The 19,463-nt window shown below is 67.8% G+C and carries 20 protein-coding genes and 1 tRNA gene; 4 read left to right on the top strand and 17 right to left on the bottom strand.

Translation table 11 applies throughout. From position 1 onward, the window contains the following. Nucleotides 1-13: 13 nt before the first annotated feature. From MIC98_RS08005 to recQ, 3 genes are all read left to right on the top strand, one after another. The gene (locus MIC98_RS08005) at nucleotides 14-553 is read left to right on the top strand and encodes a Dps family protein (RefSeq protein ID WP_057641720.1); all 540 of its coding nucleotides are present in this window, start codon (nucleotides 14-16) and stop codon (nucleotides 551-553) included. Between the two features lie 169 nt (nucleotides 554-722). Continuing rightward, nucleotides 723-1,049, top strand: a complete 327-nt coding sequence (locus MIC98_RS08000; protein WP_239736763.1) for a hypothetical protein — start codon at nucleotides 723-725, stop codon at nucleotides 1,047-1,049. 90 nt (nucleotides 1,050-1,139) lie between these two features. After that, the gene (gene recQ, locus MIC98_RS07995; protein WP_239736762.1) at nucleotides 1,140-2,981 is read left to right on the top strand and encodes a DNA helicase RecQ; all 1,842 of its coding nucleotides are present in this window, start codon (nucleotides 1,140-1,142) and stop codon (nucleotides 2,979-2,981) included. A 47-nt stretch (nucleotides 2,982-3,028) separates the two neighbouring features. Here recQ and MIC98_RS07990 read toward each other — a convergent pair whose 3' ends face one another. From MIC98_RS07990 to MIC98_RS07925, 14 genes are all read right to left on the bottom strand, one after another. Beyond that, a complete protein-coding gene (locus MIC98_RS07990) occupies nucleotides 3,029-5,797 on the bottom strand; it encodes a serine/threonine-protein kinase (RefSeq protein WP_239736761.1) in 2,769 nt (922 codons plus the stop codon). After that, nucleotides 5,797-6,348: an ECF-type sigma factor gene (locus MIC98_RS07985; protein WP_057641717.1), complete on the bottom strand. Its 552-nt coding sequence runs from the start codon at nucleotides 6,346-6,348 to the stop codon at nucleotides 5,797-5,799. The genes MIC98_RS07990 and MIC98_RS07985 overlap by 1 nt, the downstream gene beginning before the upstream one ends. 161 nt (nucleotides 6,349-6,509) lie before the next feature. Beyond that, nucleotides 6,510-6,585, bottom strand: a tRNA-Lys gene (locus MIC98_RS07980). A gap of 62 nt (nucleotides 6,586-6,647) precedes the next feature. After that, complete coding sequence (gene queC, locus MIC98_RS07975; protein ID WP_239736760.1) at nucleotides 6,648-7,328, bottom strand: 7-cyano-7-deazaguanine synthase QueC; 681 nt, start codon at nucleotides 7,326-7,328, stop codon at nucleotides 6,648-6,650. Nucleotides 7,329-7,468: 140 nt separating this feature from the next. After that, entirely contained in the window at nucleotides 7,469-8,158 is a 690-nt protein-coding gene (gene queE / locus MIC98_RS07970; protein ID WP_239736759.1) for a 7-carboxy-7-deazaguanine synthase QueE, read from the bottom strand. Between the two features lie 35 nt (nucleotides 8,159-8,193). After that, nucleotides 8,194-8,988: a tol-pal system protein YbgF gene (gene ybgF / locus MIC98_RS07965; protein ID WP_239736758.1), complete on the bottom strand. Its 795-nt coding sequence runs from the start codon at nucleotides 8,986-8,988 to the stop codon at nucleotides 8,194-8,196. Between the two features lie 3 nt (nucleotides 8,989-8,991). Continuing rightward, complete coding sequence (gene pal / locus MIC98_RS07960; RefSeq protein WP_057641713.1) at nucleotides 8,992-9,504, bottom strand: peptidoglycan-associated lipoprotein Pal; 513 nt, start codon at nucleotides 9,502-9,504, stop codon at nucleotides 8,992-8,994. A gap of 65 nt (nucleotides 9,505-9,569) precedes the next feature. Next, nucleotides 9,570-10,889 (bottom strand): Tol-Pal system beta propeller repeat protein TolB, encoded by a 1,320-nt coding sequence (gene tolB, locus MIC98_RS07955; protein ID WP_239736757.1) that lies wholly within the window; start codon nucleotides 10,887-10,889, stop codon nucleotides 9,570-9,572. A gap of 133 nt (nucleotides 10,890-11,022) precedes the next feature. After that, nucleotides 11,023-12,099, bottom strand: a complete 1,077-nt coding sequence (gene tolA, locus MIC98_RS07950; RefSeq protein ID WP_239736756.1) for a cell envelope integrity protein TolA — start codon at nucleotides 12,097-12,099, stop codon at nucleotides 11,023-11,025. Beyond that, complete coding sequence (gene tolR / locus MIC98_RS07945) at nucleotides 12,089-12,517, bottom strand: protein TolR (protein WP_239736755.1); 429 nt, start codon at nucleotides 12,515-12,517, stop codon at nucleotides 12,089-12,091. Before tolR ends, tolA begins: the two co-directional genes overlap by 11 nt. A 6-nt stretch (nucleotides 12,518-12,523) precedes the next feature. Beyond that, a complete protein-coding gene (gene tolQ / locus MIC98_RS07940) occupies nucleotides 12,524-13,300 on the bottom strand; it encodes a protein TolQ (protein WP_057641709.1) in 777 nt (258 codons plus the stop codon). A 10-nt stretch (nucleotides 13,301-13,310) separates the two neighbouring features. Next, a complete protein-coding gene (gene ybgC / locus MIC98_RS07935; RefSeq protein WP_057641708.1) occupies nucleotides 13,311-13,742 on the bottom strand; it encodes a tol-pal system-associated acyl-CoA thioesterase in 432 nt (143 codons plus the stop codon). Next, entirely contained in the window at nucleotides 13,732-14,772 is a 1,041-nt protein-coding gene (gene ruvB / locus MIC98_RS07930; RefSeq protein ID WP_239736754.1) for a Holliday junction branch migration DNA helicase RuvB, read from the bottom strand. Before ruvB ends, ybgC begins: the two co-directional genes overlap by 11 nt. 36 nt (nucleotides 14,773-14,808) lie before the next feature. Further along, the gene (locus MIC98_RS07925; protein ID WP_239736753.1) at nucleotides 14,809-15,150 is read right to left on the bottom strand and encodes a helix-turn-helix transcriptional regulator; all 342 of its coding nucleotides are present in this window, start codon (nucleotides 15,148-15,150) and stop codon (nucleotides 14,809-14,811) included. A gap of 542 nt (nucleotides 15,151-15,692) precedes the next feature. On the opposite strand from MIC98_RS07925, the gene MIC98_RS07920 reads away from it, so the two are divergent. Continuing rightward, nucleotides 15,693-15,959, top strand: coding sequence for a hypothetical protein (locus MIC98_RS07920; protein WP_239736752.1), 267 nt, complete (start codon nucleotides 15,693-15,695; stop codon nucleotides 15,957-15,959). Between the two features lie 160 nt (nucleotides 15,960-16,119). Here MIC98_RS07920 and MIC98_RS07915 read toward each other — a convergent pair whose 3' ends face one another. The 3 genes from MIC98_RS07915 to ruvC all read right to left on the bottom strand — a co-directional run bounded on the left by MIC98_RS07915 (nucleotide 16,120) and on the right by ruvC (nucleotide 19,441). Next, nucleotides 16,120-18,018: a potassium transporter Kup gene (locus MIC98_RS07915; protein WP_239736751.1), complete on the bottom strand. Its 1,899-nt coding sequence runs from the start codon at nucleotides 18,016-18,018 to the stop codon at nucleotides 16,120-16,122. Nucleotides 18,019-18,057: 39 nt separating this feature from the next. Then, the gene (gene ruvA, locus MIC98_RS07910) at nucleotides 18,058-18,645 is read right to left on the bottom strand and encodes a Holliday junction branch migration protein RuvA (protein WP_057641705.1); all 588 of its coding nucleotides are present in this window, start codon (nucleotides 18,643-18,645) and stop codon (nucleotides 18,058-18,060) included. A 274-nt stretch (nucleotides 18,646-18,919) separates the two neighbouring features. Next, nucleotides 18,920-19,441, bottom strand: a complete 522-nt coding sequence (ruvC, locus tag MIC98_RS07905) for a crossover junction endodeoxyribonuclease RuvC (RefSeq protein WP_239736750.1) — start codon at nucleotides 19,439-19,441, stop codon at nucleotides 18,920-18,922. Between the last annotated feature and the right edge of the window lie 22 nt (nucleotides 19,442-19,463).

Raw genomic sequence — 19,463 nt, 5'->3', positions numbered from 1 at the left:
GGAGCAAAGCGTCATGGCCAAGAGCAGCAAACCGGCAACCGCCAAGAAGAAACTCGCCGCCGCCGCACCGTCGGCACCGGGCATCGACATCGGGATCAAGGACGCCGACCGCAAGAAGGTCGCCGACGGCCTGTCGCACTTCCTCGCCGACGCCTACACCCTGTACCTGAAGACCCACAACTTCCACTGGAACGTCACCGGGTCGATGTTCAACTCGCTGCACACCATGTTCGAGGCGCAATACACCGAGCAGTGGACGGCGCTGGACGAGATCGCCGAGCGCATCCGCGCACTGGGCTTCAACGCCCCGGGCTCCTACCGCGAGTTCGTGACCCTGACCTCGATCGCCGAGGAACCGGGCCTGACCGACAGTGCCGACTGGCGCGAGATGGTGCGCCAGCTGGTCAGCGGCAACGAAGCGGTGTGCCGCACCGCGCGCAAGGTGCTGGAACAGGCCGAAAAGGCCGGCGACGCCCCCAGCGAGGACCTGCTGACCCAGCGCCTGCAGACCCACGAGAAGTACGCGTGGATGCTGCGTTCGCTGTTGCAGTAAACCTGCGGGCATTCGCCCTCCGGTTTTCCAGGATTCCGCAGGCGGAATCCTGGACCCTGCTTCATCTGCCTGCCATATCCCCCCGCCTTCGGCGCGCCCCCTTGACTCAAGGGGGCTCTGCTCCGGATATTCCGTTGTGATTCGCCACGTTCATGGAGCGACTTGGTCGATGATTGCCGTCAAGCCTGTTTTCGCGTCGTCGCTGTTCTTCGTCCTCACCGGCCTGGCCTTCGATGCCCACGCAGCAACACCCCACTTCCGCGGGACACCGGCACAGGCCGATGCCTGGCTGGTCGCCCACCCCGCGCCGGGGACCTGCTCCGCCCACCATCATCCTGAAGCCGGTAGCTGGTATTCCGGCGATCGCGCAAAGGCATGGTCGGGATGCATCCGTGACGGCTACTACCGCGACGTGAAGGGCAAGCTGCGTCCGTTGCAATCCGCAGGTCGGGTCCATATCCCCGACACGTCACGTTCATCGACGTCGGGAGCGTAGCCCCGACCTACGCCACATGCGAGGTTTTTCCCACGCATCGACGGCGCGTCCCCGGAAGCCGACCGCAAGCCGCGCGGTATCCTATGCCGCATGCAATCCCCCGCCCATGAACTGCTGAAGCGCGTCTTCGGCCATGACGCCTTCCGCGGCAACCAGCAGGCCATCGTCGAACACGTCACCGCCGGCAACGACGCGCTGGTGCTGATGCCCACCGGCGGCGGCAAGTCGCTGTGCTACCAGGTGCCGGCGCTGCTGCGCGAGGGCTGCGGCATCGTCGTTTCGCCGTTGATCGCGCTGATGCAGGACCAGGTGGAGGCGCTGCGCCAGCTCGGCGTGCGCGCCGAATTCCTCAACTCCACCCTCGATGCCGAAACCGCCAACCGGGTCGAGCGCGAGCTGCTGGCCGGCGAACTGAAACTGCTCTACGTCGCCCCCGAGCGGCTGCTGACCGCGCGCTTCCTGTCGCTGCTCGAACGCGCACCGCTGGCCCTGTTCGCCATCGACGAAGCGCATTGTGTGTCGCAATGGGGCCACGACTTCCGCCCCGAGTACCGGCAGCTCACCGTGCTGCACGAGCGCTGGCCGCACATCCCGCGCATCGCCCTGACCGCCACCGCCGACCCGCCCACCCAGCGCGAGATCGCCGAGCGTCTGGACCTGGCGCAGGCCGAGCACTTCATCAGTTCCTTCGACCGTCCCAACATCCGCTACACGGTGGTGCAGAAGGACAACGCCAAGCGCCAGTTGCTGGATTTCCTGCGCGGCCACCGGGGTGAGGCCGGCATCGTCTACTGCATGTCGCGGCGCAAGGTCGAGGAAACCGCCGACATGCTGCGTAGTGAAGGACTCGACGCCCTGCCCTACCACGCCGGCCTGCCGGCCGAGGTGCGCGCGGAAAACCAGCGCCGCTTCCTGCGCGAGGACGGCATCGTGATGTGCGCGACGATCGCCTTCGGCATGGGCATCGACAAGCCGGACGTGCGCTTCGTCGCCCATGTCGACCTGCCCAAGTCGATGGAAGGCTACTACCAGGAAACCGGCCGCGCCGGCCGCGACGGCGAGGCCGCCGAGGCGTGGCTGTGCTACGGGCTGGGCGACGTGGTACTGCTCAAGCAGATGATCGAGCAGGGCGAGGCCGGCGCGGAACGCAAGCACCTGGAGCGCGCCAAGCTCGACCACCTGCTCGGCTACTGCGAATCCATGCAGTGCCGCCGCCAGGTGCTGCTGGCCGGCTTCGGCGAAACCTACGTGCCCGTCGGCACGCCCAAGGGCGTACCGGGCCAGCCCTGCGGCAACTGCGACAACTGCCTGACCCCACCGGCGGCGTGGGACGCCACCGTCGCCGCGCAGAAAGCGCTGAGCTGCGTCTACCGCAGCGGCCAGCGCTTCGGCGTCGGCCACCTGATCGACATCCTGCGCGGCAGCGACGGCGAGCGCATCCGCCAGCTCGGCCACGACAAGCTCAGCACCTTCGGCATCGGCAAGGACCTGGACGCACGCGGCTGGCGCGGCGTATTCCGGCAACTGGTGGCCGCCAGCCTGTTGGAAGTGGACCCGGAGGCGCACGGCGGCCTGCGCCTGACCGACGCCAGCCGCGACGTGCTCAAGGGCCGGCGCCAACTGATGATGCGCCGCGAAGCGCCAACCACGCGCAGCCGCGGCGAGCGCGAGCGCAGCGGCAGCCCGCGCACCGGCGTGCCGGTGCAGCCGGAGGACCTGGCGCTGTTCAACGCCCTGCGTGGCCTGCGCGCGGAGCTGGCGCGCGAACAGAACGTGCCGGCGTTCGTGATCTTCCACGACAGCACCCTGCGCAACATCGCCGAACAGCGCCCGGACAGCCTCGACGCGCTGGGCCGGGTCGGTGGCATCGGCGGCAGCAAGCTGGCCCGCTACGGCCAGCGGCTGGTGGAGATCGTGCGCGAGCAGGGGTAAACGGCACGGTGCCTTGCGCGCGGGTGCGCGGATGCCGGAAGCAATCGTCAGCCCTGCTGCGCACCCGCCAGCAGCTTCAGTCCTTCGGCCTTGCGCCGCTCGGGCGCGGCTTCGACCTGCAATCGCGCCAGCACCGGCACGGCCTGCCGCAACGCATCCAGCGCCGGTTGCCGGTGGCCGAGCCTGAGCAGGGTTTCGGCCAGCTCGGTGCGGCACACCGCGATCTCGATCCCATCCTGCCCATGCTGTACGCGCGCGAACTCCAGCGCTGTCCGGCGCAGTGCCAGCGCGGCGGCGCCTTCGCCCTGCCGCTCGGCCAGATCCGCGCGGATGCGCAACAACCGCAGTTGCAGGATTGCCGGTATCCGCGCGTCAAGTGCTCCCAGCAATGCCCGCGCCTGCTCCAGTTCACCCCGCAGGACGTGCCAACCGATGCGGTTCAGGCGCGCCTCGATGCGCCCCGGTGCATCCGCCGGCAACGCCGCATCCAGCCCCGCGTCGGCATGCAGCAACAATTGCCCGGCCTCGTCCATGCGTCCCTGCCGCGCCAACAACGCGCCCAACCCGGATTCGGCGCGCAGGCTGGTCGGCGAATCCTCCCCCAGCCGCTCCTTGCGGAGCGTCCATGCCTGCCGGTAGAGCCGTTCGGCCTGCGCAACGTCGCCGCGCAGTTCCTGCAACGTGCCGTAGTTGAACAGCCCCATCGAATATTCCACCGAGCCGGTGCCATCGATGAGCGCGCTCAGGCGGTGGCGCTGCAGGTATTCGCGCTCGGCGGCCGCGTAGTCGCCCGCATCCATGTACAGGTCGGCGAGTCCATCGTGCTGCATCAGCACGAAGCTGCTCTGCGGCCCATACAGTTCGCGCGCATGACGCATGCCCGATTGCAGCAGCGGCAACGCCTGCGCGAACCTGCCCTGCTCGCGCAGCACCTGCGCGAGGCGCATTTCCGTGGCCAGCACCATGCTCGTGCGCCGCCCATGCACGCCGTCCAGCACCCGGCGGAACTCGCGCTCGGCCTGTGCCAGCCGCCCCCAGCGCAGGTACATCAACCCCTTGTTGTAGGCCAGCTCCAGCACCTGGGTCGTGGCGCTGCCCTCGGGCTGCCTGCCATACAGCATCATGGTGGTGTCGAACGCGGCCTCACCGCGGTCGAAATGCTGCTGGTTCACCAGCGCCAGCCCCCGGGCGAGGTGGAGCCGGGCCCGCACCATGCCGGCACCGGTACCCGGCAGCAGCGCCAGGCCCCGTTCGGCCAATGTATTCCCCTGCACGCCATCGCCATCCCGGGTCTTCTGCACGGACAATTCGGCCAGCGCCGCCGCCGCATCCACCGGCCGGTCCACGCGCGGGTCCATGAAGCCGTCATGCGCCTGCTGCAGCAATACCTCGGCCTGGTGCGGGACGCCGGAATTGCGGTAGGCCGTGCCCAGCACCATCCGCATCCGCGCCAACTGCGCCGGCGCATCGGCCAGGTCGCGGGCAACCCGCAGCGCCGCCTTGTCCAGCAGTTGCCGCGAGGAAAGCTCCTCCTGCCCGCGCTCGGTACGCAGGAACGGGTCGGCGATCTCGAACACGCCGACCATAAAATCGCCCACCTGCCGGGCGATCGCCGCTTCCTCCTCGGCCTGCCGCCGTGCCTGCACCAACCCGGCGACGAACAGCCCGGCCAGCGAAAGCGCGACGACGCCGGCGGCAAGACCGCGCCAATTGCGCTGCATGCCGCGCAGCAACCGATAGCTGCGGCCCCCTTCGCGCGCAAGCACCGGCTGCCGTTGCAGGTAGCGCGAGACGTCGGCCATCAGCGCTTCCACCGAGCGGTAGCGCCGCGCCGTGTCCAGCGCGCAGGCCTTGCCCGCGATGGCATCCAGGTCACCGGCCAGCGCCTTGTACCAGCGCAGTCCGGCCGGTGCATTGGCCGAGGGCGACGCCACCGGCACGTCGATGTCCTGCACACCGCGCCCGCAGGCGCGCGTGGACAGCAGTTCCACCAGCATCACGCCCAGGCTGTAGACGTCGCCGGCCACCCCCACGTGTTCGCCCCGCACCAGTTCGGGGCTGGCATAGGCCGGCGTGCAGTAGCCGCCTTGCCGGCGGTCGCGCGCATCGTTGAGCAGCCGCGCCAGGCCGAAGTCGAGCAGCACCGGCCGGCCATCGCCACGGACCAGCACGTTGCTCGGCTTGAGGTCGCAATGCAGGACCAGGTGTTCGTGCGCCGAGCGGACGATGGCGCAGACGTCGAGGAACAATCGCAGGCGCTGCTCCAGGCCCAGCGCATGGATGGCGCAATGACGGTCCAGCGGCAGCCCGTCGACGTATTCCATGACCAGGTACGGATAGCCGTCGGGCGTGGTGCCGCCGTCGTAAAGCTGGGCGACGTCGGGCAGGCGCAGCCCGGCCAGCACCTGCCGCTCGGCCTGCAACTGCTCCACCTCGCCCGCTCCCGGCAGGCCGTGCAGCAGCTTGATTGCCACCGTGCGCTGGTAGAGGCCATCGTCGCGCTCGGCCTTGAATACCGTGCCCATGCCACCTCGGGCGATGCGCTCGGTCAGCCGCCACGGCCCCAACCGTTGCCCCGCGTCCAGTTCCGGGGCCAGCGCCAGCGCAAGGGCCATACCCAGGTGATCGTTGACCCGGCGCAGGCCCTCGGTCTGTGCGTCCAGCAGTTGCAGCACCTCTTCGGCAAGCGCCGGATCGCTGCAGCGCTGGTCCAACACCTTCTGCCACTGCTCGCGCGGCAACTCGCAGAGGGCATCGAACAGCTCGCGTGCCTGGCGCCAGTGCAGCTTGCCGGCACCCTTCCCGGTATCCGCCATCAGGCCAGCTGGCGGTTGAGCCATGCCCGCGCGAAACGCAGGTCGCGGTCCACGGTCGGCGCCGACACGCCGAGCACCACGGCGATCTCGTCGCGGCTCATGCCACCGAAATAGGTCAGCTCGATCATGCTTGCCGCCCGCGGTTCCAGCTCGGCCAGCCGGTTCAGCGCCTGATGCAGGGCCATCACGTCGTGGCCGCCGTCCTCGTCGTCGGCGACCTCACCGGCATGGGACAGGGTGAGGTGCACGAGGTTGCCGCCACGCTTGTCGGCCGAACGGGCACGCAGGTGGTCCACCAGCACCGAACGCATCTTCAGCGCCGCCACCGCGATGAAATGGGCCCGGTCCTTGTAGTCCACGTCCGAACCGAGCAGGCGCATCATCGATTCGTTGACCAGCGCTGCCGGCTGCAGGGTGCCGCCGGCCTGGTTGAGCAGGCGGTTGCGGGCGACCAGCACGAGGTCCGCGTACAGCGCCTCGAACAGGCTTTCCCGGGCCTGCAGGTCGCCGTCCTGCCAGCGATGCAGGAGTTGGGTGATCTGGGTATTCAAGCGCCCCCCGGCGTTACCGGAAAACACGACCTTCAAGCGTCGCAACGGCTGCAGATGGTAGGGCCGGCATTGCCGATTGCCAACCGGCCCGGCGGCGCGATGCCGCCTATAGGCCCCTGAAGCGAGGAGGCCCCGGACGATGCGGGGCCTTCTGGTGATCATGGTGGGCCGTGAAGGATTCGAACCTTCGACCAAAAGATTAAAAGTCTTCTGCTCTACCGACTGAGCTAACGGCCCAAACAAAGACCCGGCATGGCGCCGGGGTGCGCATTCTAGCGCAACACGCCCGAAACCGGAATTCAGGCGTAGTGCGTCGGATCGGGCAGGCCGGCGGCGGCGAAGCCGTCGGCGCGCAGGCGGCAGGCGTCGCAATGGCCGCAGGCGCGGCCTTGCGCGTCGGCGCGGTAGCAGGACACGGTGAGCGCGAAATCCACGCCCAGGCGGTGGCCTTCGCTGGCGATCTGCGCCTTGCTCAGGTGCTGCAGCAGCGCATGGATGCGGATGCCCGCGCCTTCCACGCCGGCCCTGGTCGCCAGGTTGGCCAGCGTCTGGAACGCGGCGATGAATTCGGGGCGGCAATCCGGGTAGCCGGAGTAGTCCACCGCGTTGACGCCGCAGAAGATGTCATTGGCGCCCAGCACTTCGGCCCAGCCCAGCGCGAGCGACAGCATGATGGTGTTGCGCGCCGGCACGTAGGTGACCGGGATGTCGTCGCCGCCGCGCTCTTCATCGGTGCGCACCGGAACGTCGATGTCGTCGGTCAGCGCCGAGCCGCCGATGCTGCGCAGGTCCACGTCCACCACCTTGTGCCGGGTCACGCCCATCGCCCGTGCCACGCGTGCGGCCGCGTCGAGCTCGGAAGTGTGGCGTTGACCATAGCGCACGCTCAGCGCATGCACGTCGAAACCCTGCTCGCGCGCCATCGCCACGACCGCGGCCGAATCCATGCCGCCGGAGAGAAGGACAACTGCTTTTTTCATGGTTGGAAAGCCGGGAACGGGAAATCGGGAATGGTAAATCGCCGGGCGCATTGCCCGACATGCGTCATGGATGGATCAGTGGGTCCGGGGCCCTGGATACGGGGGCAAGGACCGGGAGCGCAGCAGCAGCCGTTCCCGCTTCACCGCCCCGGCTCATCATTCCACAGCAACTTGTGCAGCTGCATCTGGAAACGCACCGGCAGGCGGTCGGCGACGATCCAGTCGGCCAGCTCGCGCGGCGTCAACTCGCTCTTGCTCGGCGAGAACAGCACCATGCAGCGCTCATGCAGGCGATGCGTGGCCACCATGTCCCGCGCCCATTCGTAATCGCCGCGGCCGCAGAGCACGAACTTGAGCTGGTCGCGCGCGGTCAGCAACGGCAGGTTCTGCAGCCGGTTGCGTGCCATTTCGCCCGAACCCGGCGTCTTCAGGTCCACCACCCGCGATACGCGCGGATCGACGCCGCCGATGTCCAGCGCGCCGGAGGTTTCCAGCGACACGTCCAGCCCGGCATCGCACAACTGGCGCAGCAGCAGCAGGCAGCGCTTCTGCGCCAGCGGCTCGCCGCCGGTCACGCAGACATGGCGCACGCCGTGGCCCAGCACTTCGGCGACGATATCGTTGATGTCGCGCCACTGGCCGCCGTGGAAGGCGTACTCGGTGTCGCAATAGGTGCAGCGCAGCGGGCAGCCGGTCAGGCGCACGAATACCGTCGGCCAGCCGGCGGTGTCCGCCTCGCCCTGCAGCGAAAGGAATATCTCGGTGATCTTCAGCCGCGGCAACGGCGACTGCACGATTTCACTGGGCACGCTGGCCGCGGGGTGGTTCATCGGTATTCATCCGCGCCACGCCGGCACGGCGGGCCTCAAGGCAGTTGCTGGCCGAAGCGGATCGATTGCAGGCGGTCCTGCGCGGTCCGTGCGGCGTCGCTGCCGGGGAACTTCGTGGCCACCTGTTCGAGCGTCTGCTCGGCCTGGCTGGCATCGCCCTGCCCGTATTGCGACAGGCCCAGCTTCAACAGGCCGCCGGCAGCCTTGTCGTGCGTGGGATAGCGTGCGACCAGATCGCGGAACTGCGATTCGGCCATCTGGAAATTACGGGTGGCGTAATAGCTCTCGCCCAGCCAGTACAGTGCGTTGGGCGTGTAGACGCCATTCGGGTACTGCTCCAGGAAACTCTGGAACAAACGTGCCGAATCGTCGTAGTTGCCGTTCTTGAGCGCATCGAACGCCAGGTTGTAGGCGGCGCGCTCGTCGCCTGCCGCCGCCACCGCGCCGGCATCGCCGCGCACGGTCGGGGCCTTTTCCACGGCCGCCGCCGCGGGCTTGGCCGGTGCTGCGGGCTGCGCGTCGGGCGCGGCTTGCTCGCCGCCTTCGATACGGTTCAGGCGGCCGTCCAGATCCAGGTACTGGTCGCGGCTGCGCTGCTTGAGCTGCTCGTTCTCATGCTGGAGCTGCTCGATGCTGCCTTGCAGGGCCTGCACCTGGGTGCGCAGCTGCTGCAGCTGGTTGAGCAGGTCGGTGTTGGCCTGGCTGTTGTTGGCCTGCGCTTCGAGCGCACCGACGCGGTCGGCCAGGCTTTGCCGCTGCGCCTGCGCGGGTGCGGCAGCCACGAGGGCTGCCGCAACCACGAGCATCATCGTCTTGATGCCGGTACGCATCGATTACTGCGCGGTGTAGACGATTTCGACGCGACGGTTCTGCGACCAGCAGGACTCGTTCGAGTCGGTGCAGACCGGACGCTCTTCGCCGTAGGACACGACGGTCAGCTGCGTGGCCGAACCACCGTTGGCCTGCAGGGCCGAGTTGACGGCGTTGCCGCGGCGCTCGCCCAGGGCCTGGTTGTAGGCACGGCTGCCGCGCTCGTCGGTGTGGCCCTGCAGGGTGATGCGCGAGGACGGACGGTCACGCAGGTACTTGGCGTGGCAGGCCATGATCTGCTGGAACTCCGGCTTCACGGAATCCTGATCGAAGTCGAAATAGACCACGCGCTGGCGCAGGCAGGCGTCGGTATCCAGGTCGCCCGGGCCGTACAGACCGGAGGACTGGACCGGAGCCGGCTCGGCCGGGGTGGGCTCGACCGGAGCGGCCGGCTGTTCCTTGACCTTCTTCGAGCAGCCGGCCAGCACGGCCACGGACAGCAGCGAAACGAGCAGAACACGAGTGGACTTGTTCATGGCGATACCTAAAGGCTCCTAGGCCAGATTGATGGGGTTAATGCACTTGCGATATTAACATTTAATCAACGCGTAGTACGGTAGGGCCCCCATGCGGGTTCCCTCACGTCACCATCCGCCAGCACCAGCCGCTGCCGCACCCGGGCGTCGGCCGATACCGCGTACAACACACCGCGTCCGCCTTCGCGGGCGGCGTACAGCACCATGCCCGCGTTGGGGGCAAAACTGGGGGATTCGTCCAGCGAACCGGGCGACAGCGTGCTCCAGCGCGGCGAGCCCAGGCTGCTGTCCATCAGCGCGATCTTGTAGGTGTTGCCGGCGCCCTGCGCGACGGCGATCTTCTTGCCGTCGAAGGAAACGGTGGCCTTGGCGTTGTAGTTGCCCTGGAAGGTCACGCGCGAGGCGCTGCCGCCGCTGGCCGCCACCTGGTAGATCTGCGGGCGGCCGCCACGGTCGGAGGTGAAGTAGATGGAACCGCCGTCGGCGCTCCAGGTCGGCTCGGTGTCGATGGCGAAGTGGTTGGTCAGCTGGGTCAGCTGCTTGCTGCCCAGGTCCATCACGTAGATCTCCGGATTGCCGCTGCGCGACAGGGTCAGCGCCAGGCGGCGGCCGTCCGGGGAGAAGGCCGGGGCGCTGTTGATGCCGCGGAAGCTGGCGACCAGCTCGCGCGCGCCGCTGGAAATGTTCTGGATGTAGATGGCCGAGTTGCCGCGCTCGAAGCTGACGTAGGCCAGCTGGTTGCCGTCCGGGCTCCACGACGGCGACAGCAGCGGCTCGGCCGAGCGCACGATGGTCTGCGGGTTGTAGCCGTCCGAGTCGGCCACCATCAGCGCGTAGCGCATGGCGTCGCCACGGCCGCTGGCGGTGACATAGGCGATGCGGGTCCAGAACGCGCCGCGCACGCCGGTGATCTTCTCGTAGATGGCGTCGGCCATCTGGTGGGCGACGTCGCGCATGGCGCTGGAGCGGGCGGTCATCGCCAAGCCGAGCATGCGCTCGCCCTTGGCGACGTCGAACAGTTCGTACTCGACGCGGTAGGCGCCGGCGCCGGCGTCGAGCACGCGGCCGACGACGAGGTAGTCCTGCTTCAGTGCACGCCAGGTGGGGTATTGCACCTCGGCGCCGCGGGTCGGGCGCTCGACGACCTGCGCCTCGGGCAGTGTGCGGAACTGGCCGGAACGATCCAGGTCGGCGCGCACCACCGCCGCGACGTCCGTGGCCGGCGCGCCGGCGCTGCCCTGATAGGGCATGGGCACCACGGTGATCGGCAGGGCGGAGGCGTTGCCGCCGACGATGTCGATCTCCAGCCCCTTCTGTTGCGCCATCGCCACGATGGGCAGCAGCAGGGCGGTCAGGGTGGCCAGCCAGCGAAGTGGTTTCTTCATGGGGTGCTCAACGGATGCGGATGAACAGGGAGGAAGGGATAGCAGCAGGCGCATGAACATTTTCGCAATCATGAACGAAGGCCGCGTGAAATCCGGCCCGCAGGGAACCCGGGTGATGCTTCCAATGGGCGATTCAACGGTCCTGCGCCTCGAAGGTGAAGTTCAGCGTGCGCTGGAACACCGACTCGAAGCCACGGTACGGCAGCGGTTGCGCGCGCAGTACCGCCGCCTCGACCGAGCGCCGGCCGGCGGCGTCATAGGGGCAATTGGCGGCGAACTGCACCTCGCGCACCTCGCCCCCCGGCAGCTGCAGGATGGTCAGGCGGCAACGCTGGCCGCGCGGAATGGTGTCGGGCCGTACCCACTGGTTGAGCACCGCCTGCTGGATCGCGGCCGCGTACTTCGCGGTCAGGTCGTCGCTGGTGCCACCCTGCCCCGGCGAAGGTTGCGGCGTGCCGCTGCTGGCGGCTGCGCTGGACGAGGCCGCCTGCGCGCGCGACTGCGCATCCTTCACCTGGTTCAGGCGCTGCTCGGCCAGCTTCGCCTCGCGCTCGGCCTGCTCGCGCTTGCGGCGGATCTCGGCGATCTTCTGCTGGCGCTCCTGCTCGGCCTTGGCCTCGTTGGCCTGGCGCTGTTCCTCGGCCAGCTTCTTCTGCCGGTCGGCCTCTTCCTGCTGCCTGGCCAGCCGCAGCTTCTGCTCGGCCTCCTCCACGCGCTTGCGCTCGGTCAGGTCGATCTGCTCCTGGCGGCGCTTGGCTTCCTGCTCCTGCTTTGCCTTTTCCTCGGCGATGGCCAGCGCGCTGACGCGCTCCTGGTCCACGTTGTCCGGCTGGGCGATGCGCTCCTGCGCGTTGTACTGCTGCGGCGTGGGCGCGTCCTGCGGCCGCGGTTCGGGAAGCGGCTGCGGCGGCGGGATGGTGTCCTCCACCACGGGTTCAGGCTGCACGTCCTGCACCGGCTCGGGCAGCGCCGGCAGCTTTTCGGAAGCGCGCAGCGCGCTGCGTGCGGCCGCGGCCTCGGCCGCCGACAGCTGCAGGCTGGCCTCCACCGCCGGGTCGCCCGCGGCCGCCTCGGTGCTGCGCGAGGGCGACCACAGCCAGGCGACGATGAACACCAGCGCGACCAGCACGTGCACCAGCAACGCCAATGCGACGGGCATGCCCCATTCGTCGCCGGGGTCGCGCGGCGGCGGCATGACGTCAGTGTGCATCGGTCGCCAGACCCACCTTCTCGATCTTCGCCGCCTTGATCACGTCCATCGCCGCCACGACCTTTTCATAGGCCACGGCCTTGTCGGCGGCCACGATCACGCGCAGGTCCTTGTCCTGCGAGGCCAGTGCGCCCAACTGCGCCTGCAGCGTGGCCGCGTCCATCGGCGCCGGCTCCTTCGCCTCGGGCAGCTTCAGGCTGAGCTGGCCGTCCAGGCGCACCGAGACGATCACCGGGTCCTGCCGGCTCTCCAGTGCCTTGGCGTTGGAGGTAGGCAGGTCGACCTCGAAACTGAGCGTGAGCAGCGGCGCGGTCACCATGAAGATGATCAGCAGCACCAGCATCACGTCGATATACGGCACGACGTTGATCTCGGACTTGAGCTTGCGGCGCTTGCGCCGGGAAATGCCGGAGATCATGGCTGCTTACTCTTCACCGCCGGACTGGCGCTGCAGGATCGAGCTGAACTCTTCGGCAAAGGTTTCGTAGCGCACCGACAGCCGTTCCACGCGGGTGGTGAAGCGGTTGTAGGCCCAGGTCGCGGGGATCGCCACGAACAGGCCGATGGCAGTGGCGAACAACGCCTCGGAGATGCCCGGCGCGACCGAGGCGATGCCGGCCTGCTCGCCGCTGCTGATCATGTCGTGCATGGTCACCATGATGCCGAACACGGTGCCGACCAGACCCACGTAAGGGGCGTTGGAGCCGATGTTGGCCAGCAGCTCCAGGTTGCGCTCCAGCCCGTCGACCTCGCGCGCGAAGGTGGTGCGCATGGCGCGCTGGGTGCCTTCCAGTTGGGTGCGGCTGTCCAGCCCGCGGCGGCCGTTCAAGCGGCTGTATTCGCGGAAGCCGGACTCGAAGATCGCTTCCAGACCGTCCACGGAGCGGTTGCGGTCGGCGGCCGAAGCGTACAGCTTGCCGAGGTCGGCGCCGGACCAGAAACGGTTCTCGAAGTCGTCGGCGGCGCGGTCGGCGGCCTTGAACACGCGCGCCTTGCGGAAAATGATCACCCAGCTGATGAACGAGCCGGCCAGCAGCAGCAGCACGATCAGCTTGACCGGGATGCTGGCCTTGAGCATCAGGTCCAGGTAGTTGATGCCGCCATGACCGGCCTCGGCCACGGTCTGCGCCGCCGCGGCGCTGACGTCCGCCGGCAGTGCCTCGGTCACGGTGGCCTGCAGGGCCAGAAGCAAAGCGATCATCCGTTGTTCCTCAATCTTGCGCGTGTTGGGTTTCGAATCGTTTGAGCGTGGCGTACAGCGTGTCGTGCATGGCCTGTGGGCGGAAGTCGCGGGCGCCGACCGCGGCCAGCCGCACTTGCGCGGTGACCAGCGGCTGGCCGTCGCGCAGCACCGCCTGCCGCATCACCAGGCTGGCGCGGCGGCATTGCAGCAGTTCCACCGTGGTCTGCAATGCGTCGTCCAGCCTGGCCGGCTTGAGGAAATCCAGCGCCATCGCGCGGACCACGAACACCTGCCCGTCGCCATTGCGCATGGTTTCCTGTCCATGGCCCATCGCCCGCATCCACTCGGTGCGCGCGCGTTCCATGAACGCCACGTAGCGGGCGTGGTAGACCACGCCGCCAGCGTCGGTATCTTCCCAATAAACGCGTGTCGGCCAACTGAACCGGACCTCACTCGACATCGGGCGGCTCCACGAACAGGTCGGCGGGCGCGGCCCGGGCCTTCAGCCCCATGTGCCGGTAGGCCTTGTGGGTGGCCATGCGCCCGCGCGCGGTACGCACCAGGAAGCCCTGCTGGATCAGGTACGGCTCGACCACGTCCTCCAGCGTGCCGCGTTCCTCGGACAGGGCGGCGGCCAGCGACTCGATGCCGACCGGGCCGCCGTCGAAATATTCCACCAGCGTGCGCAGCAGGCGTCGGTCGAGTTCGTCGAAGCCTTCCGGGTCCACCTTGAGCATCTGCATCGCCGCCTGCGCCACGTCCTGGTCGATGTGGCCGCCGGCTTTGACCTGGGCATAGTCGCGCACGCGGCGCAGCAGGCGGTTGGCGATGCGCGGGGTGCCGCGCGAACGCCGCGCGATCTCGCCGGCGCCTTCGGCGCTGCAATCGATGCCGAGGATCGCCGCCGATCGGCGCACGATGCGGGTCAGTTCCTCGGCCGAGTAGAACTCCAGCCGCTGCACGATGCCGAAACGGTCGCGCAGCGGCGCGGTCAGCAGCCCGGCGCGGGTGGTGGCGCCGATCAGGGTGAACGGCGGCAGGTCGAGCTTGATCGAGCGCGCGGCCGGGCCCTCGCCGATCATGATGTCGATCTGGAAGTCCTCCATCGCCGGGTACAGCACTTCCTCGACTACCGGCGACAGGCGATGGATTTCATCGACGAACAGCACGTCGTGCGGTTGCAGGTTGGTCAGCAGCGCGGCCAGGTCGCCGGCCTTCTCGATCACCGGCCCTGAGGTGACCCGCAGCGCCACGCCCAGTTCGTTGGCGATGACGTGGCTCAAGGTGGTCTTGCCCAGCCCCGGCGGGCCGAAGATCAGCACGTGGTCCAGCGCCTCGCCGCGCGATTTGGCGGCCTGGATGTAGATGTCCATCTGCTCGCGCACCGGTTGCTGGCCGAGGTAGTCGGCAAGCCGCTTGGGACGGATGCTGGCGTCGGCGGCGTCGTCTTCGCGGGTGGCGTCGGCGCCGATGATGCGGGGTTCGGTCATGCGCACATTATTGCCGAATCAAGCACGGCGCGCCCTTCATTGCGACGGTTTCGTCGTGCTCCGGCCCTTCAACTCCTGCGCCAGCTTGCGCTGTTCGACGGCAGGCAATTTCGAGACGGCGAGGATGATCTCGGCCAGCGCATCGTCATCGGCCAGCAGGTAGGCCAACGGCACGCCCAGTTCGCGCGCCAGCTTGCCGGCCGTCTCGAAGTCCGGCTCGGAGGTGCCCAACTCGTAACGGGTGACACGACTGGACACTACTTCCTCCAGCAAGCCGATGCGCCGGCCCAGTTCCCGCTGCGACAACCCGGCCTCCATGCGCATCTGGCGGAGGCGCTGGGTGAACAGGTCGCGCAATTTGAGCTTGGGAGAGGCCATCCGCTGCGGGTTGATGGAACCCGCATAGCCTGACCGCGCCCACTTGATGAAATGCTACATTATTTGTAGCTTTGCGAATCCAGACACTTCCGCGCTTGCAAAGCGCGGCCAGCGGAAGGAACGCAACCCGCAATCACCAATGGAGCAGAAATGAGCACACTTGTCGCAGCCGAACTATGCCGAACCGCCGAGGTTCAATTCGGGCAGAAAACTTTCACAGCGGAACTTCGGCGCTGGAAGCCCGAGGGTTCATATGAGTTGTATCTGAGCAACGCCCACGGCGGCGAGGCATGGGGTGTGAGCTACTCGCGCTAAGCGGGAGATGCGTTGGCCGCTCTTGCTGATGACGACTTTCAGAAAGTCGTCCACGACGTCCTCACGAGCAAGGCCCCATGAGGAAAATTCCGAATCGCCTCATCTGTGCTTCCTGGATGCGGAAAGCGGCAACCTTTGCGGCCTGCCTTGCACTTCTTCCACTCTCCGCACACGGGACAACGCCTGCCACGGGCACATCCTCAGGCCGAATGCTGCTCGACTGCCAAATGACGAAGCAACCCCCATTTTGGAGCATTGCCCAAGGCGCCGGAAAGACGACCGAATTCATCGGTGCAGCATTTGAATCAGGGTATATGGGATTGATATATCCGCCTGACAAGACATGGAGCATCGACTTCGGCAAGCACGAAATCATGGCCGGTGACGGGAGTGGCATTCCATACAAAATAGCCACGCTGACGGAAACCAACATCAGGGCATTCAACAAGTATCAAGGGGAATTCACCTTGAACCGTCTGTCTGGCGAGCTATAGATCTATCGGCAAGCGGGCAGCAACATCACCATCATGGGCCTGACTATCCCCTCATCCTTCTCGTGGACTTTCCGTTGCTCCAGAAGCACGTCTCCGCTCATCTGAGCGGGCTGATTACCTTCGTGAGATAAAGTGTTGCCGGCCAACGGCCGGCACTACCTCAAATTTCCACCTGCGCGCCCAGTTCCACCAGCCGGTTGCCGGGGATGCGGAAGAAGCCGGTGGCCGAAGCGGCGTTGCGGTGCATGACCGCGAACAGCTTGTCGCGCCAGATCGGCATGCCGCGGTTGGCGCTGGCGACGATGGTTTCGCGGCTGGCGAAGAAGGTGGTGTCCATCGGGTCGAAATAGATGCCGCCGCGGTCGCAGGAGCGCATCAGCGCCAGCGGCACGTCCGGGGTTTCCATGAAGCCGAAGCGGACGTGGATGCGGTAGAACTCGTCGCCCACCGGCTCGATCTTCAGCCGCTGCCCCGCCGCCGCGTAGGGCACCGGCAGGGTTTCCACGTGCAGGAACACGTTGCGCTCGTGCAGCACCTTGTTGTGCTTGAGGTTGTGCATCAGCGCGTGCGGCACCACCGTGGGGTCGGCGGTCAGGAACACCGCCGTGCCCGGCACCCGCACCGGCGGGGCCAGCATCAGCCCCGGCAGGAAGCTGTCGATGCGGATGCCGTCCTTGCGGATCTCGTCGCGCAGCAGTTCGCGGCCGCGGCGCCAGGTGCGCATCATCGTGAACAGCACGATGCCCAGCACCACCGGGAACCACGCGCCCTGCAGCAGCTTGGCGCCGTTGGCGACGACGAAGGCCAGGTCGATGAAGAAGAACGGCACGCACAGGGCGAGGATCCAGCGCCGCGCGCGCGGCCACAGCACGCGTGCCACCAGCGCCAGCAGCAGGGTGTCGATCAGCATCGTCGCCGATACCGAGATGCCGTAGGCCACGGCCAGGTTGGACGAGCTGCGGAACGCCAGCACCAGCCCGAACACCATTACCGCCAGCCCCCAGTTGATGCCGGGGATGTAGATCTGGCCGATGGTGTCGTGCGAGGTGTGCTTGATGCGCATGCGCGGGATGTAGCCCAGCTGCATGGCCTGCCGCGACACCGAGAACGCGCCGGTGATGACCGACTGGCTGGCGATCACCGCCGCCATCGTCGCCAGCACGATCATCGGCACCAGCGCCCAGCCCGGCACCGCCTCGAAGAACGGGTTGGCCACCGCGTCGGGCCGGCGCAGCACCAGCGCGCCCTGCCCCAGGTAGTTCAGCACCAGGCATGGCAGCACGAAGAAATACCAGGCGTGGCGGATCGGCGGCGCGCCGAAATGGCCCATGTCCGCGTACAGCGCCTCGCCGCCGGTCACCGCCAGCACCACCGCGCCGAAGATGAAGATGCCGTGCCAGCCGTGCTCGATGAAGAAGCGCACCGCCCACCACGGGTTGAACGCCTTGAGCACCTCCGGCGCGGCGACCACGTTCCAGATGCCGATGGCCGCCAGCGACAAGAACCACAGCATCATCACCGGGCCGAACACCTTGCCCACCTTCTCGGTGCCGAAGCGCTGCGCGGCGAATACCGCCGCCAGCACCACCAGGGTGATCGGCACCACGAAGTGGCCCAGCGCCGGCGCGGCCACCTGCAGGCCCTCGACCGCGCCCAGCACCGAGATCGCCGGGGTGATGACGCCGTCGCCGAAGAACAGCGAGGCACCGAAGATGCCGAGGATGCCGACCACGTAGGCGCTGCGCGAGCCGTTGCGCAGGGTGCGCTGGGCCAGTGCCATCAGCGCCATGATGCCGCCCTCGCCGTCGTTGTCGGCGCGCATGATGATGGTCACGTACTTCAGCGTGACCACCATGATCAGCGCCCAGAACGCCAGCGACAGTACGCCCAGCACCGTGTCGTGGCCGCTGTCCAGGCCGTAGTGCGGCGAGAACGCTTCCTTCAGGGTGTAGAGCGGGCTGGTGCCGATGTCGCCGAACACGACGCCGATGGCGCCGACGACCAGCGCCAGGCCGGCGCCGTGGCCGGGGGTTTCGTGCTTGTGGGAAGCAGTGGACATTGCGGTCTCGGGGCGGCCACACGGCCGGGAAAGAATGCGTCAGCGCAGCGCCGATTGCAGCGCCTTGCGGATCACCGTAGCGACATCGTCGCCCTCGGCCGCCGCATCGCGCGCCATCTTCGCCGCCTCGGCGGGCTTGTAGCCCAGTTGCTGCAGGGCCACCGTGGCCTCGGACACCGGGTCGGTGGCCGCCGCACCGGCCACCGGCGCGCCACCGCCGGAGAACTCGGCGGCCTTGTCGCGCAACTCCACGATCATGCGCTCGGCGGTCTTCTTGCCGATGCCGGGGATGCGGGTCAGCGCAGTGACGTCGCCGGCCTGGATCAGCCGCGCGAATTCATCGACGCTGGCGCCGGACAGCACCGCCAGCGCGATCTTCGCGCCGATGCCGCTGACCTTCTGCACGTCGCGGAACAGCCGCCGCTCGCCCTCGCGCAGGAAGCCGTACAGCGACACGCTGTCCTCCTTCTGCGCGTAGTGGGTGAACAGCACCACCTCGCGGCCGATGTCGGGCAGGTCGTAGAAGGTGCTCATCGGCGCCTCCAGCTCGTAGCCGACGCCACCGACGTCGATCACCAGCCACGGCGGGGCTTTGTGGGCGAGGATGCCGCGCAGACGACCGATCATGGGAAAGCTCCTGCTGTTTCCTTCTCCCACCGGGAGAAGGTGGCGCGAAGCGCCAGATGAGGGGTGAACGGAGTTGGAGAAAACAAGCAACGGGGTTCTGTCTGCTGCATGAGACGTTGACCATTTCCACTTCGCCGCCCCTCACCCCAACCCCCGCTCCGCGCCCCAGCCCCCGCCAGCGGCGGGGGCGCTCCAAGGCACGCGCGCCAGTGGCGCGCAAGCCGTGCCTTCTCGCCCCGCAGGGAGAGGGGCTTTGAGCATGCTTGCATCCCACTCATTTCCGACTCCACGCGGAACGCACGTCCACACCCAGCCGCCCTGCCGTCGCACGCACATGCGCATGGGTGATGGCCACGGCCAGCGCGTCGGCGGCGTCGGCCTGCAGCTTGCCCTGCAGGCCCAGCATCAGCCCGACCATGTGCTGCACCTGCTGTTTCTCCGCGCCGCCGCGGCCGACCACGGCCAGCTTGATCTCGGTGGCGGCGTATTCGCTGACCGGCAGGTCGCGCAGCACTACCGCGCACAGCGCCGCGCCGCGCGCCTGCCCAAGCTTGAGCGCCGAGTCGGCGTTCTTGGCCATGAACACTTTCTCGATCGCCACTTCCTGCGGCTGGTATTCCGCGATCAGCGCATGCAGGCCCTGCACCAGCAGCTTCAGGCGCTGGGCGAAACCGTCCGCGCCCAGCAACACCAGCGGCTGGTGGTGGACGTGCCGCGCACGGCCGCCGGCATCGACGTCGATGATGCCGATGCCGGTGCGCTGCGAGCCGGGGTCGATGCCGAGGATGCGGGTCATTGCCGTGGCCGGGAGGAACGGC

The organism is Stenotrophomonas sp. NLF4-10, from assembly GCF_022359915.1.
Lineage (GTDB): Bacteria > Pseudomonadota > Gammaproteobacteria > Xanthomonadales > Xanthomonadaceae > Stenotrophomonas > Stenotrophomonas daejeonensis.
Note: the sequence above shows the minus strand (reverse complement) of the source record. Positions and strands in the feature narration are given on the sequence as shown.